A 12,540-nucleotide genomic window follows, 5' to 3' on the forward strand; every position below is an offset into this window, starting at 1 on the left:
GCTTCTGCGAGGACTTTGTAAACTATGTCTCGTGTTCCAACGCTCTCCAGTCCCTTTCTGCTGGGCTTCGACGAGATCGAGCGCGTGCTCGATCGGGTCGTCAAAGGCGCCGACGGTTATCCTCCCTACAATATCGAGAGGTGCGACCGCGCGGATGGCCAGCCCGAGCGTTTGCGCATCACGCTGGCGGTCGCCGGATTCACCCGCGACCAACTCGATGTAACCATTGAGGAAAACCAGCTCGTGATCCGCGGGCGGCAGCAGGACGACAAGACCCGGCAATACATCCATCGCGGCATCGCCGCGCGCCACTTCCAGCGCACCTTCGTGCTGGCGGAGGGGATGCAGGTGCTGGGCGCGGATCTGAAGAACGGGCTGTTGTCGATCGATCTGGCCCGGCCTGAACCGGAGAGGATCGTTAAGACAATCGCTATCAATGAGCACGAATAATGGAACGAGTAGCGGACTCGACCGCTTAGTGTTCCAGAGGAGTCGAGACCATGAGTGAAGGTCACGTTGCGTTCGAATATGAAGCCAAGAATGTCTCTCCGGAGACGCTGGCAACACTCGGCGAAGGTCATATCGCCTATGTGAAGCAGATCCGCTCCGAGGACGTGCCGGACCTGTTCCCCGAGGCGCCCAAGATTGCGCCGGGCCTCAAGCTCTTCGCGCTCCACGCCGCCGACGGCACGCCGATCATGCTGACCGACAGCCGGGAAGCCGCGATCGCCAACGCCTGGAGCAACGAGCTGCAAGCGGTGAGCGTGCACTGAGCGCACGCGCGTTCGCACGAATAGAGTTTCAAGCGGGCATGCCTTCACGCGAAGGCGTGCCCGTTTTCATTTCGAGCGATATCGTCTCGGCATCGTCATTGCGAGGAGCGAAGCGACGAAGCAATCCAGAATCCCTCCGCGGAAAGATTCTGGATTGCTTCGCTTCGCTCGCAATGACGGAGTGTGAGCCTACAAGGTGCTCAACTCTCGTGTCCCGGACGCGGTGCAGCGCGAAGCGTTGCGGCGCAGAGCCGGGACCCAGAAAGCAACACGCACAATGTGGAGACATGGGCCCCAGCTCTGCGGCGCACCGTACTCGACGATGCTTCGCATCGCGAGGGAAGCGCTGCGCTGCGTCCGGGGCACGGGAGCGAGTTGCGACGCTCTCTCGCTAGTCGGCAATGACGAAATAGATCAGGCCGCCGTCGCCGGCGGCAGCGCCAGCACCGAATAGATCGCCTGGGCGTCACGCGAGGCGCGGAGTTTTTTGGCGATGTCCTGGTCGCGCAGCAGGCGGGCGATGCGGGCGAGGGCTTTGAGATGGTCGGCGCCGGCGCCTTCGGGAGCGAGCAGCAGGAAGACGAGATCGACCGGCTGGCCGTCCATCGATTCGAAATCGATCGGACGATCGAGGCGCGCGAACAGGCCGAAGATCTTGTCGAGCTTGGGCAGCTTGCCGTGGGGAATGGCGACGCCATAGCCGACTGCGGTGGTGCCGAGCTTTTCGCGCTGAAGCAGCACTTCGAAGACGGAGCGCTCGTTCTGCCCGGTCAGCTCGGCGGCCTTGGCCGCGAGTTCCTGCAAGGCTTGCTTCTTGCTGTTGACTTTCAATGCCGGGAGAATCGCCTCGGGTGCGACCAGATCGGTAATCGGCATGGAAGCTTTCCGAGGTGAATTAAACCGTCAGGTTCCGATTTGGCCATCTTGGAAGACCAAGCTGAGCCGGTGTCAATAACATGAAGCAGGAGGGGGACTTAGCCCCGGTCCTGATGTGGGGCGCTTCTACTCCAACGCAATCCCGGTGCCAACTCCCGCGTGCGGCTTTGCCCACGGTCATTGTTAGGGCTTGCGGAGGGTACGGGACCATTAACCGTCCACCTTGCGGTCTGTTTTGCCGCCCGGAGGGTCGATCCAGCCCACATTGCCGTCGGCGCGGCGGTAAATGATGTTCACCCGGCCCGAGGAGCCGTGCTGGAACACCAGGCAAGGCGCCCCGCTCAGGTCGAGTTCCATGACGGCCTCGCTGACCGACAGCGACTTGAGCGAGGTGGTTTGCTCCGCGATGATCACGGGGCTGTAGCCGGAGACCTCGTCCTCGCCCTCGGGCGCCTCGAGCACATAGCTCGTGGCATTGAGCGCAGCCATCGCCTCGGTGGCGGCATGGGCCTTGCGGGCGGAACGGTCCTTGAGGCGGTTCTTGTAGCGGCGCAGCCGCTTCTCGATCATCAGCAGCGCCTGGTCGGCGCTGGCATAGGCATCCGGCGCGTTCGAATCGGCTTCCAGGGTGATTCCCGAATCGAGGTGCAGCGCGCAATCGGTGCGGAAGCCGAAGCCGTCCTTGCTCAGCGTGATGTGGCCGGAATAGTTGCCGTCGAAATATTTGCGCAGCACCTCGTCGGTGCGGTCGGCAACACGGCCGCGCAGGGCCTCGCCGACGTTGATGCTCTTGCCCGAAATCCGGAGAGTCATGTGATGCCTCGCTTGGTTTGCACCTCAGCTGCGATGACGGATCACCGCAGCTGAAGTTGTTCCCTGCGCATGATCTCCCCGCAAACGCGTTCCGCATTTGTCGGGAGGGAAAACCTTTTCCGGATCATGCGCATGCTTGGATCGGTCTCAATGGGGAGGTGAGAGTAGCGCGATTTCGCCCCGGCGCAATCAGGCCGGCTCGGTGTTGCGGGAACGATCGGACATTGCGGTGGAGAGGACGTTACCAAGAGCGCTCTGCTTGTCGCGGCGGCGTTGCACCGAGGATGGTATACGCATGGCTTCGCGGTACTTCGCGACCGTGCGGCGGGCAATATCAATGCCCGAGGCGCGCAAGCGTTCCACAATGGTGTCATCCGACAGGATCGCCGTGGGCTCTTCCGCATCGATCAGCTGCTTGATGTGGTGGCGAACGGCTTCGGCGGAATGCGCCTCGCCGCCGTCGGCCGAGGCGATCGAGGCCGTGAAGAAATATTTCAGCTCGAACGTGCCGCGATTGGTCGCCATGTATTTGTTGGCGGTGACGCGCGACACCGTGGATTCATGCATCTGGATGGCATCGGCGACGGCCTTGAGATTGAGCGGCCGCAAGTGTGCCACGCCATGGGTGAAGAAGCCGTCCTGCTGGCGCACGATCTCGGTTGCAACTTTCAGGATGGTGCGGGCGCGCTGGTCGAGCGCGCGCACCAGCCAGGTCGCGTTCTGAAGCGCATCGGTGAAGTAGGACTTGTCGCCGTCCTTGCCGATCTTCTTCGACAGCTCGGAATAGTAGGTCTGGTTGACCAGCACGCGCGGCAGGGTGTCGCTGTTGAGTTCGACGTGCCAGCCGCCGTCGGGACCCGGGCGGACATAGACGTCGGGCACCATGGTCTGGAGCCGCGCCGAGCCGAACTTCATGCCGGGCTTGGGATTGAGGCGGCGGATCTCGCCGATCATGTCGGCGATGTCCTCGTCGTCGACGCCGCAAAGCTTGCGCAAGGACGCGATGTCGCGCTTGGCGAGGAGATCCAGATGCTCGACCAGCGCCTGCATGGCCGGATCGTAGCGGTCGAGCTCGCGCAGCTGGATTGCCAGGCATTCGCTCAAATTGCGCGCGCAGACGCCGGGCGGATCGAATTTTTGCAGCACGGCAAGGACGTCCTCGACATCCTGTTGCGATGCGCCGAGACGCTCGGCGGCCTGGCCGAGATCCGGCGGCAGGTAGCCGGCCTCATCGACGAGGTCGATCAGGTACTGGCCGATCATGCGCTGCGCCGGCGCGGTGAAGGCGACCGAGAGCTGCTCGGCGAGATGGTCGGCGAGCGTTATCTCGGCGGCGACGAAGGCCTCGAGATTGTAGTCTTCATCCCCGGAGGCGCCGCCGCCCCACTCGGTGTAGGTCGTCGGCGCGGCGTCCTGGGCATTGCGCGCAGCCGCCTCGGCCGGCTCCTCGGAGAAGACGTTGTCGAGGCCGGTGTCCAGGGTCTGCTCGATCTCGGCGCGGGTGCCGAGATCCTTGCTCATCCATTCTTCCTGGCCGGGCTCGAAGGCCTCCGCGCTGCCACCAAAGCCGTCGTCGCCAAAACTGTCGCCGTTACCATCGTCTTGGCCGCGGGCCTCCTCGCCGTACTGGCCGGCGTCGGCGGAAGCTTCGCCGCCGGCTTCGTCATTGGCCCGCTCCAGCAGCGGGTTACGCTCGAGTTCCTCCTCCACGAAGGTCGTGAGATCGAGATTGGACAATTGCAGCAGCTTGATCGCCTGCATCAGCTGCGGCGTCATGACCAGCGACTGCGATTGCCGGAACTCTAATCTCTGCGTGAGCGCCATGAAGCAAGAACCGTTCCCAAAAATTGGTCCGATTTTTGCTTATCCTAGTCCGGGCCAGATGTACACGTCTTGACGAAACGCAAAAACGGGCTAGAGGCGGAATTCCTCGCCAAGGTAAAGCCGGCGCACGTCTGGATCGGCGACGATCTCATCCGGGGTACCCTCGGTCAGGATTTCACCGGCATAGACGATGTAGGCACGATCGGTGAGGCCGAGCGTCTCGCGCACATTGTGGTCGGTGATCAAGACGCCGATGCCGCGATTGGTGAGATGGCGGACGAGGTCCTGGATGTCGCCGACCGCGATCGGATCGATGCCGGCGAAGGGCTCGTCGAGCAGCATGTAGTTCGGCCGCGTCGCCAGCGCGCGCGCGATCTCGACGCGGCGGCGCTCACCGCCTGATAGCGCGATCGACGGCGATTTCCGCAGGCGCGTGATGTTGAACTCGTCGAGCAGCGAATCGAGCTGCTGCTCGCGCTTCTTGCGCGAGGGCTCGACCACTTCGAGCACGGCGCGGATGTTCTGCTCGACGGTGAGGCCACGGAAGATCGAGGCCTCCTGCGGCAGATAGCCGATGCCGAGCCGCGCGCGCTGATACATCGGGAGTTTCGTGACGTCGTGGCCGTCGAGCTCGATGGCGCCGCGATCGGCCTTGATCAGGCCGGTGATCATGTAGAACACGGTGGTCTTGCCGGCGCCGTTCGGGCCGAGCAAGCCGACGGCTTCGCCACGGCGCACATAGATGCTGACGCCGCGCACGACCTGGCGGCTGCCAAAAGCCTTTTCCACGCTATGCACAGCCAGGAAGCCCGGCCGCCGCAGCAGCTGCGGTCCGCCCGTGCCATTGGACCTGCTGGCGGCCCTGACGGGGTGAACCGCCTGCGGACGCGGCGGCTCGGCTTGATAGTCGGCCTGGTAGTCGCCCTGGAATTGGTCGGGCGCCCGCATCGCCTGGTCACGGGCGAGCGGCGGCGCGTCCCGCACTGGGCTGGTCACGAGACCGCCAACGTTGTCACCGAGCGCGGTGATGTCCTGACGCGCAAACCCTGGCCGGCCGCGTTTGGCGGGGCGCCGACGGAACATGCTGAAGAGATCGACCATCCCCGCCTTCTAGCCTTTCACGACGATCCTGCACGACAATCCTGCACGATGATCCGCGCGTGATCCCGCGATCTGCCACCCCGGCCTTGTGATCCGCCGGTGCAGCATGGGTGAAGGGATGTCTCATGCCCAGTGAAACACGCCCGAAAAGCGGCGAACCCCGCTTCGAAAGCCCTTCGCGCTAGATACAGTCTTGCCGGGCAAGCTTCAACCTCGGATCGGGAGCATCCGACACAAGTGCTTGAATTTACTTTTGTTTACTTGCGCCCGGTAACTGCAAAGGCGGCGCCGTGCCGGGTTTGGCGCCCTGGCCGCAATCACTGCTGCCGCCCTGCGGCAGCAGGGCCTGGACGCGGCCGCTGTCGGATTCCACACGTGAGACGCCGGTCGTCATGTCGACCATCAGACGGTCGCCGCGCAGCACGTTCTTGCACTGCGTCAAGACCACGCCGCCGATCATGGTGATGAGGTTGGTCTTGGTATCGAACACGGCGGTCTCGCCCGTTACCACCTGGTCCTTCTGGGTGACCACGACATTGCCGCGCGCCTCCAGCCGCTTGATCGCGGAGCTGCCGCCCGGACCGGGCGTTGCCGACTGCATCGGCGCCGCCTTCGCGCCCTTCGCCGCGGGCTGCGGCGTGGCCGGCTTATCGCCGCCGCTCGACTCGTAAAACACCACAAGCGTTTTCGAGGTCATGGTGGTGTCGCCCTGCACGACCTTCACATTGCCGGCGAAGGTCGCCTCCTTCTTCTTGTCGCGCATCTCGAGCGAGGCGGCCTCGATCTGGATCGGCTGATCGCGGTTTTGCGAAAAGCCCTGCATCGCGTTGGGCACGCCTTGCATCGTGCTCTGTGCGACCGCGCCACCTGTTGCCATCAGCACGACAGCGGCGGCAAGCGCGGCCGCGTTGATGATGGCGCTCCGCTTGTTGTCGTTGCGCGAAAAAAAACTGATCATGAAAATCACTTTGAATTGGCAGACTTGTTCTGAGGCGTGCGCGTCTTCGCAGGTGGCGCTGGATCGGGTGGCGCAGGCTGCGCGGCGGCGGTGTCGTCCAGCTTGTCGAGGTGCATCACCACGTTGCCCTCGAAGCGGATGAGATCGCCGCCCTCAGTGATCCGCAGCCGGTCCGCAGTCAGCGTGCCGTTGGTCAGCTTGACGTCGACGCGCTCGTCGGAAGTGACCGTGCCTTTGTTCATGTCGACGAAGGCGGAGTTCAGCCGCGCCTCGTAGCCGGTGGAGGTACGCAGCAAGATGTCCTTGTGCAGATCGAGCTGCTGCTGCTTGTTGTCGAAACGGCCGGTGCGAGCGTCGAGGAACAGGGTGGATTGATCCTCCATCAGGACCTTCGCGCGCAGATCGGCGAGATCGACATGATCGGGGTCGGTGATGTCCTGCGTCGCGGTCTTGGCCCAGAGCTCGTAGGGCCGCTGGTCCGGGGTGAAGCCGGCGAGATGCGGCGATTCCATCGTGATCTTGGTGCCCGACACCACCATGTTTCCGGAATCGAGCGGCAGCTTCGGCATCAGCATGCGGAACGGATTGAAGACCGACACGCCGACGATGGCGGCCATGGACAGCAGCACCGCGCCCGGCACCGCGACACGCAGAATCCGCACCAGGCGGCTGTGGCGCGCCGCGCTGGCAAACTTCGCCGCAAGCGCGGCGTCGTAGGTGGGATTCTGGGCCGAGTTCACCGCTGCTCCAGCGTGTCGCTAACCTTGTCCAGTCGAAGGCGCCCCATTGTACCCGGCGCCGCCGAAATATGCAGCCGGCGACAGGCCGTTACGAAAGTGTCCGAAACGGGGCGGCAGCCCTGAACCTGGCGACCACAGGAGGCGTCAGGAATGCGCGAAAATGTCCTCTTCCGCCCAACCCTGCAGGTCGAGCAGGGCGCGGGTCGGCAGGAAGTCGAAACAGGCCTGCGCCAGCTGGGTGCGGCCTTCCCGCACCAGCATGGCATCGAGCCGCTCGCGCAGGCCGTGCAGATGCAGCACGTCGGAGGCGGCATAGGCGAGCTGCGGCTCGGTCAGGCTGTCGGAGCCCCAGTCGCTGGACTGCTGCTGCTTGGAGAGGTCGATGTTGAGCACCTCGCGCACGAGGTCTTTCAGGCCATGGCGGTCGGTATAGGTGCGGGTCAGGCGGGAGGCGATCTTGGTGCAGTAGATCGGCCCGGTCATGACCCCGAAGGTCTGGTACAGCACCGCGATGTCGAACCGCGCGAAGTGGAAGATCTTGGTGATGGCGGGATTGGCCAGCAGCGCCTTCAGATTCGGCGCGTCGGTGTGGCCCTTGGGGATCTGCACCACGTCGGCACTGCCGTCGCCGGGCGAGAGCTGCACCACGCAGAGCCGGTCGCGGTGCGGGTTCAGCCCCATGGTCTCGGTGTCGATCGCCACCGCTCCGGTGTAGCGGGACAGGTCGGGCAGGTCGCCGCGATGCAGGCGTACGGTCATGGCGTTTCAAAACCTCGAATCGGTCGGTCGGCAGAATAGGCTAATCGGGATTACCCGCGATGTATCCACTCGCAGCACGCCGCGCAAGCGCCGGCCGTGACCTTACGGGCCGGTCAGATCGCCGCCAGCATGATGCAGAGCATCGCCGCCACCGTGATGCGGCTGGGGCCGTCGCGGAAAGCGTAGAGAATCGGATCGTCAGGCATCTCGCGGCGATGCGCCATCATCAGGGCGCGGCCGAACCAGTAGAGCAGCAGCGGGTTGAGCAGCCATAGCATCCAGGGGCGGCTGTAGAGCGGCGTCACTGCGGAGGAGGAGACGTAGAGCGAGAACACGGTCACCGCGTTCATCGCGCTCGCCGCCGCCATCGCGGCGATGACATGCAGATCGGTGATCCTGTAGTCGCGGTTGGAGGGATCGGCGAGGCCGGCGCTCTCGCGCATGCTGAGCTCGCTGAAGCGCTTGATCAAGGCGAGCGAGGTGAACACGAACAGCGAGAAGATCAACAGCCATTCCGACAGCACCACGCCGACGCCGACGGCGCCGGCGATGATGCGCAAGCTGTAGAGGCCCGCCAGCGTCACCACGTCGACCAGCATCTTGCGCTTGAGCGCGAGCGAATAGGCGATCGTGGTGACGAGGTAGGCGCCGAGCACGCCGAGGAAGAGGGGCGAGATGCAGAGGCCGGCGACGAGCGCGAACAACCACAGTGCAGGAATCGCTGATAGCGCGGAGGAGATCGGCAAATCGCCGGCCGCGAGCGCGCGATGGCGCTTGGTTGGATGCTGCCGGTCGGCCGCGAGATCCAGGAGATCGTTCATCAGATAGGCGCCCGACGCGCAGGCCGAGAACGCCATGAACGCCAGCAGCGCATAGCCGAGCGTCGAAAGGTTCAGCTGATGCGCGGTGAGCGCCGGCACGAACACCAGCGTGTTCTTGGCGTATTGATAGACGCGCAGCGCCTTGGCCCAGGTTCTTAGGCTGACGCGACTTCCGCCTCGGTTGTCGATGCGCTCGACCGCGCCGCGATCGAACGGCAACGTGTTGCCCGCAGCAAGATCGGCCGGCGTCACGACGCCGTCAAAACCAAGATGCGCGGCAATGCCCGTCGCATGATCGACGAAACGTCCGGCGACGAGATAGATCTTCGCGCCCCGCGCCCGCGCCGCCAGCGCCCGGTTCAGCACATCGGAATCATAGGGCAGATGGGCATAGTCGATCTCGGCCCGCGCCAGGATTTCCGTGAGCGCCGCCATGCCCGCCCGTCCGCCTGCGCCGAAGCGGGCCAGCATGCGGCCAGGCGCGCTGAACAGCGCTTCCATCAGCAGTTCGGAACGCAGCAGCGCGCCTTCCATGTCGACGACAAGCGTCCGCCCAGCCGCCGCAATCGCCGACGGTGCCGGGTCGCTAGAATCGTACTGCCGGGCAGGCTGCTCCATCCGAAAATGCTCTTACTTGCCGCCAAATGACCGGCCCAAAGGCCGGGGAGCAGGGGAAATGGACGGCCGCGAGCCTAAGCGGCATTCGCTAAGGGCGGCTTAACTTGCCGTAAGAGGGGGCGGACGGTCTCCCGCCGAAGGCCCTGTTGCCCAAATCCCACAACCCGCGCGCGCATCCTGTTCCGGCAGAGCTTTTGCCTTGCGCCCTGTGGACATCGTCCCAGCCCACCCTATCTGCCAGTTTCTCGCGCCCCCGTCGCCCTCACCCTGAATCAGGTGCCATGACCGAACAGACGCTCGCTGCGCCCGTCGACGACCCAAGGGAACGCCAACGCGGCTTTTCGCGCTATCAGGCGGTCCTGATCGCGCTGCTCGCGTTCACGCAGTTCACGATCATCCTCGATTTCATCATCATGTCGCCGCTCGGCGCCATCCTGATGCCCTCGCTCAACATCACGGCCGGGCAGTTCGGCGTCGCGGTGTCGGCCTACGCGTTCAGTGCGGGGATCTCGGGCATCCTGGCCGCCGGCTTTGCCGATCGCTTCGATCGCAAGCGCCTGCTCTTGTTCTTCTATGTCGGCTTCACGCTCGGAACGATGCTCTGCGCCGCCGCGCAGACCTACCATGTGCTGCTGCTCGGCAGGATCGTGACCGGATTGTTCGGCGGCGTGATCGGCTCGGTCGTGCTCGCCATCGTCACCGACCTGTTTCCGCTGCACCTGCGCGGCCGCGTGATGGGCTTCATCCAGACCGCGTTTGCCGCGAGCCAGGTGCTCGGCATTCCCGCCGGGCTGTTTCTCGCCAATCACTGGAACTGGCATGTCTGCTTCGCCGCAATCGTCGTGGTGTCGATCGCCGCGATCGCGATCATCGCCCTGGTCATGGAGCCGGTCGACGCGCACCTGAAATTGAAGCAGGACAGAAACCCGTTCCGCCATCTGATCGCGACGATCGGACAGACGCGCTATACGCTGGCCTTCGCCGTCACAACGCTGCTGGCGACCGGCGGCTACATGCTGATGCCGTTCTCCAGCGCCTTCACCGTGCACAATCTCGGCATCGATATTACGCATCTGCCGACGATCTATCTCGTCTCCGGCCTGTTCAGCATCGTCACCGGGCCGCTGGTCGGCAGGGCGAGCGACGCGTTCGGCAAATACCCGACCTTCGTGTTCGGCAGCGTGGTGTCGGTGATCATGGTGCTGATCTACACCCATCTCGGCCACGTCTCGCTGGCGACCGCGATCCTCGTCAACGTCTTGATGTTCGTCGGCATCTTCTCGCGCATGATCCCGTCGCAGGCCTTGATGTCGGCGATCCCCGACGCGAGCCAGCGCGGCTCGTTCAGCGCGGTCAGCGCCTCGCTGCAGCAGCTCTCCGGCGGGCTCGGCTCGGTGCTCGCCGCAGGCATCATCGCGCAGCAGGCGGACGGCTCGCTGATCCATTTCGACCGCCTAGGCTACATCGTCGTCGCGACCTCGATCGTCTCGCTGGTCGCGATGTATTTTGTGCAGAAGGCGGTGGCGGAGCGGGCGGGGAAGCGGGTGGTGTGAGGGCGGCGGGCTGATTTGTACTACAGAGGCACCGTTGTGGCGGCGATACTTCGGCGATCCCAATAAGTCATCGTCCGAACCGCTGGACTAGCCTCGCTCTTCAGGCTCATCGTTGCTCTCCAGTTTCTTCCGTAGCGCCGTGACGACACGGTGAACGGCTTGCAGGTCCTTGACTGCGAGCCCTTCCGAAAGGCCGTTGGCCCACGGCGCCTGCAAAGCCATGGCAGCGTCGAAAGTGCGCCGTCCCTTATCGGTCAGGACGACAAGTTGCGCTCGCCGGTGATGCGGGTTGGCCTCGAGCGCCACAAGCCCTTCCGCGAGAAGGTCGTTGACGATCCGCTGCACGTTCTGCCGATTGGCACCCAGATCGCGGGCAATCCATGCGACTGGCTGGGGGCGCTCTGCATGCACGATGGCGCCGAGGATTTGCCAGCGGGCGCTCGTGAGCCCGAGGCGGGCCACCAAGCGGTCGCCTGCGGTCAAGAGCAGGCTGTTCAGCCGGAACAGGTCAAGCATGAGGTTGGTCAGGGCATCGCCGGCTGGCGTGCGTTCGGATTTCAGCATCTGTCACCATAAATCTAGATTGACATTATGATGTCAAATTGGTATATAGCATAATACCATGATGACATCATGCAACCAACCTCACGGAGGCTTCATGTCGCACCTACGCCCACTGGACCCCGCCTTTCCGATCGATCGTCAGCTCGGCATCGATACCAGCCCTGTCGTGCTGGTGAATGTCTTCACGCTCGACAAGGCCGACGAGCAGAGCTTCCTCCAGGTCTGGCAGGACGATGCCGCCTTCATGAAGCGGCAGCCGGGCTTCATCTCCACCCAGCTTCACCGCGCGATCGGCGAAAGCCCGACCTATCTGAACTATGCCGTCTGGGAATCGACCGCCCACTTCCGGGCTGCGTTCACGCACCCTGAGTTCAGATCGAAGATCTCGGCCTATCCCTCGTCCGCCGTCGCCTCTCCGCACCTGTTCCAGAAGGTCGCCGTGCCCGGCAACTGCGTCGCGTAGCTCGCTTCGAAAACGGCAGGATCCGATGACCAAGATCATCCACCCGATAGCGGGCGCGGTCGCACTGACGACTGTTGCGACCTTCTGGCTTTCCACGGCTTTCGCGGAGATGCTCGCGTCACACGCGAGCGTGACCATGGTCAAAACGGCCATCCCATGGGGCTCCCTGCTGTTGGTACCGGCGCTGGCAGTAACGGGCGGCTCGGGCTCTTCCTCGCTAAGAAGCGACGCGCTGGCCTGATCGGTGGGAAGATCAAACGCATGCCGTTCATTGCCGGCAACGGCATCCTGGTTCTCATTCCCGCTGCCTTGTTTCTAGCTTCCAAGGCGAAGGTCGCCGAGTTCGACTCCACGTTCTACGCGGTGCAGGCGCTCGAACTGCTTGCCGGCGCCACCAACATCGTTCTTCTCGGTCTCAATACGCGGGATGGCTTCAAGGTGAAGGGCCGCTTCCGCGCCCGCCCAGGCGGGCGCTTCGACGCCAAGGCAAAGGTCTGAGGACCGCCCGCAACCTCGCTCTCGATCGATCAGCCCCGCTCATGTCCGGAATTGCCGGACTCCCGATTTCCGAAAGGCAATGATGATGAAATTGGAGATCCGGGACTCCTAGAGTCCATAAACGGAGTCCATAAACGCTGTGTCCCGGCCTTGTGTACCGGTCAGCGGCTCAATTTCCC

Annotated in this window: 15 protein-coding genes; 6 read left to right on the forward strand and 9 right to left on the reverse strand. The window is 63.9% G+C overall.

Translation table 11 applies throughout. The features are described from left to right. Positions 1 to 24 precede the first annotated feature (24 nt). Both XH85_RS01470 and XH85_RS01475 read left to right on the forward strand, forming a co-directional pair. A complete protein-coding gene (locus XH85_RS01470; protein ID WP_091882361.1) occupies positions 25 to 450 on the forward strand; it encodes an Hsp20 family protein in 426 nt (141 codons plus the stop codon). 50 nt (positions 451 to 500) lie between these two features. Next, on the forward strand, positions 501 to 773 hold the full coding sequence (locus XH85_RS01475; RefSeq protein ID WP_035704148.1) for a BQ00720 family protein: 273 nt from the start codon (positions 501 to 503) through the stop codon (positions 771 to 773). A gap of 414 nt (positions 774 to 1,187) precedes the next feature. Here XH85_RS01475 and ptsN read toward each other — a convergent pair whose 3' ends face one another. The 8 genes from ptsN to XH85_RS01515 all read right to left on the reverse strand — a co-directional run bounded on the left by ptsN (position 1,188) and on the right by XH85_RS01515 (position 9,283). Further along, positions 1,188 to 1,649: a PTS IIA-like nitrogen regulatory protein PtsN gene (gene ptsN / locus XH85_RS01480; protein ID WP_091882367.1), complete on the reverse strand. Its 462-nt coding sequence runs from the start codon at positions 1,647 to 1,649 to the stop codon at positions 1,188 to 1,190. 210 nt (positions 1,650 to 1,859) lie between these two features. Then, entirely contained in the window at positions 1,860 to 2,462 is a 603-nt protein-coding gene (gene hpf, locus XH85_RS01485; protein ID WP_128930437.1) for a ribosome hibernation-promoting factor, HPF/YfiA family, read from the reverse strand. Between the two features lie 189 nt (positions 2,463 to 2,651). Beyond that, complete coding sequence (gene rpoN / locus XH85_RS01490; protein WP_128930438.1) at positions 2,652 to 4,286, reverse strand: RNA polymerase factor sigma-54; 1,635 nt, start codon at positions 4,284 to 4,286, stop codon at positions 2,652 to 2,654. Positions 4,287 to 4,376: 90 nt separating this feature from the next. Beyond that, entirely contained in the window at positions 4,377 to 5,387 is a 1,011-nt protein-coding gene (lptB, locus tag XH85_RS01495) for an LPS export ABC transporter ATP-binding protein (RefSeq protein WP_128930439.1), read from the reverse strand. A gap of 247 nt (positions 5,388 to 5,634) precedes the next feature. After that, positions 5,635 to 6,345 carry an LptA/OstA family protein gene (locus XH85_RS01500; RefSeq protein ID WP_164940038.1) on the reverse strand — a complete coding sequence of 237 codons (711 nt, stop codon included), beginning with the start codon at positions 6,343 to 6,345 and terminating at the stop codon, positions 5,635 to 5,637. Between the two features lie 5 nt (positions 6,346 to 6,350). Then, positions 6,351 to 7,085, reverse strand: a complete 735-nt coding sequence (gene lptC, locus XH85_RS01505; RefSeq protein WP_128930441.1) for an LPS export ABC transporter periplasmic protein LptC — start codon at positions 7,083 to 7,085, stop codon at positions 6,351 to 6,353. A 144-nt stretch (positions 7,086 to 7,229) separates the two neighbouring features. Then, on the reverse strand, positions 7,230 to 7,844 hold the full coding sequence (locus XH85_RS01510) for a ribonuclease D (RefSeq protein ID WP_128930442.1): 615 nt from the start codon (positions 7,842 to 7,844) through the stop codon (positions 7,230 to 7,232). Positions 7,845 to 7,957: 113 nt separating this feature from the next. Then, a complete protein-coding gene (locus XH85_RS01515; RefSeq protein WP_128930443.1) occupies positions 7,958 to 9,283 on the reverse strand; it encodes a UbiA family prenyltransferase in 1,326 nt (441 codons plus the stop codon). Positions 9,284 to 9,564: 281 nt separating this feature from the next. Between XH85_RS01515 and XH85_RS01520 the strand changes: the two genes are divergently transcribed. Next, a complete protein-coding gene (locus XH85_RS01520; protein ID WP_128930444.1) occupies positions 9,565 to 10,836 on the forward strand; it encodes an MFS transporter in 1,272 nt (423 codons plus the stop codon). 87 nt (positions 10,837 to 10,923) lie between these two features. On the opposite strand, the gene XH85_RS01525 is transcribed toward XH85_RS01520, so the two are convergent. Further along, positions 10,924 to 11,400, reverse strand: a complete 477-nt coding sequence (locus XH85_RS01525; RefSeq protein ID WP_128930445.1) for a MarR family winged helix-turn-helix transcriptional regulator — start codon at positions 11,398 to 11,400, stop codon at positions 10,924 to 10,926. A 94-nt stretch (positions 11,401 to 11,494) separates the two neighbouring features. On the opposite strand from XH85_RS01525, the gene XH85_RS01530 reads away from it, so the two are divergent. Genes XH85_RS01530 through XH85_RS47530 form a run of 3 tightly spaced genes read left to right on the forward strand, consistent with a single transcriptional unit; the run spans position 11,495 to position 12,361 of the window. Beyond that, positions 11,495 to 11,863, forward strand: a complete 369-nt coding sequence (locus tag XH85_RS01530) for an antibiotic biosynthesis monooxygenase family protein (protein ID WP_128930446.1) — start codon at positions 11,495 to 11,497, stop codon at positions 11,861 to 11,863. Positions 11,864 to 11,888: 25 nt separating this feature from the next. Then, positions 11,889 to 12,104, forward strand: a complete 216-nt coding sequence (locus tag XH85_RS47525; protein WP_338025595.1) for a hypothetical protein — start codon at positions 11,889 to 11,891, stop codon at positions 12,102 to 12,104. Between the two features lie 20 nt (positions 12,105 to 12,124). Beyond that, positions 12,125 to 12,361, forward strand: coding sequence for a hypothetical protein (locus XH85_RS47530; RefSeq protein ID WP_338025596.1), 237 nt, complete (start codon positions 12,125 to 12,127; stop codon positions 12,359 to 12,361). Positions 12,362 to 12,540: the final 179 nt, after the last annotated feature.

It is taken from the genome of Bradyrhizobium zhanjiangense (assembly GCF_004114935.1).
Lineage (GTDB): Bacteria > Pseudomonadota > Alphaproteobacteria > Rhizobiales > Xanthobacteraceae > Bradyrhizobium > Bradyrhizobium zhanjiangense.

Coding starts and splice junctions, on each gene's coding strand:
- hpf (WP_128930437.1), bottom strand. CDS start 2,462: ATGACTCTCCGGATTTCGGGCAAGAGCATCAACGTCGGCGAGGCCCTG.
- XH85_RS01520 (WP_128930444.1), top strand. CDS start 9,565: ATGACCGAACAGACGCTCGCTGCGCCCGTCGACGACCCAAGGGAACGC.
- XH85_RS01530 (WP_128930446.1), top strand. CDS start 11,495: ATGTCGCACCTACGCCCACTGGACCCCGCCTTTCCGATCGATCGTCAG.
- XH85_RS01470 (WP_091882361.1), top strand. CDS start 25: ATGTCTCGTGTTCCAACGCTCTCCAGTCCCTTTCTGCTGGGCTTCGAC.
- XH85_RS01500 (WP_164940038.1), bottom strand. CDS start 6,345: ATGATCAGTTTTTTTTCGCGCAACGACAACAAGCGGAGCGCCATCATC.
- lptB (WP_128930439.1), bottom strand. CDS start 5,387: ATGGTCGATCTCTTCAGCATGTTCCGTCGGCGCCCCGCCAAACGCGGC.
- XH85_RS01475 (WP_035704148.1), top strand. CDS start 501: ATGAGTGAAGGTCACGTTGCGTTCGAATATGAAGCCAAGAATGTCTCT.
- XH85_RS01515 (WP_128930443.1), bottom strand. CDS start 9,283: ATGGAGCAGCCTGCCCGGCAGTACGATTCTAGCGACCCGGCACCGTCG.
- ptsN (WP_091882367.1), bottom strand. CDS start 1,649: ATGCCGATTACCGATCTGGTCGCACCCGAGGCGATTCTCCCGGCATTG.
- XH85_RS47525 (WP_338025595.1), top strand. CDS start 11,889: ATGACCAAGATCATCCACCCGATAGCGGGCGCGGTCGCACTGACGACT.
- rpoN (WP_128930438.1), bottom strand. CDS start 4,286: ATGGCGCTCACGCAGAGATTAGAGTTCCGGCAATCGCAGTCGCTGGTC.
- XH85_RS01510 (WP_128930442.1), bottom strand. CDS start 7,844: ATGACCGTACGCCTGCATCGCGGCGACCTGCCCGACCTGTCCCGCTAC.
- XH85_RS01525 (WP_128930445.1), bottom strand. CDS start 11,400: ATGCTGAAATCCGAACGCACGCCAGCCGGCGATGCCCTGACCAACCTC.
- XH85_RS47530 (WP_338025596.1), top strand. CDS start 12,125: ATGCCGTTCATTGCCGGCAACGGCATCCTGGTTCTCATTCCCGCTGCC.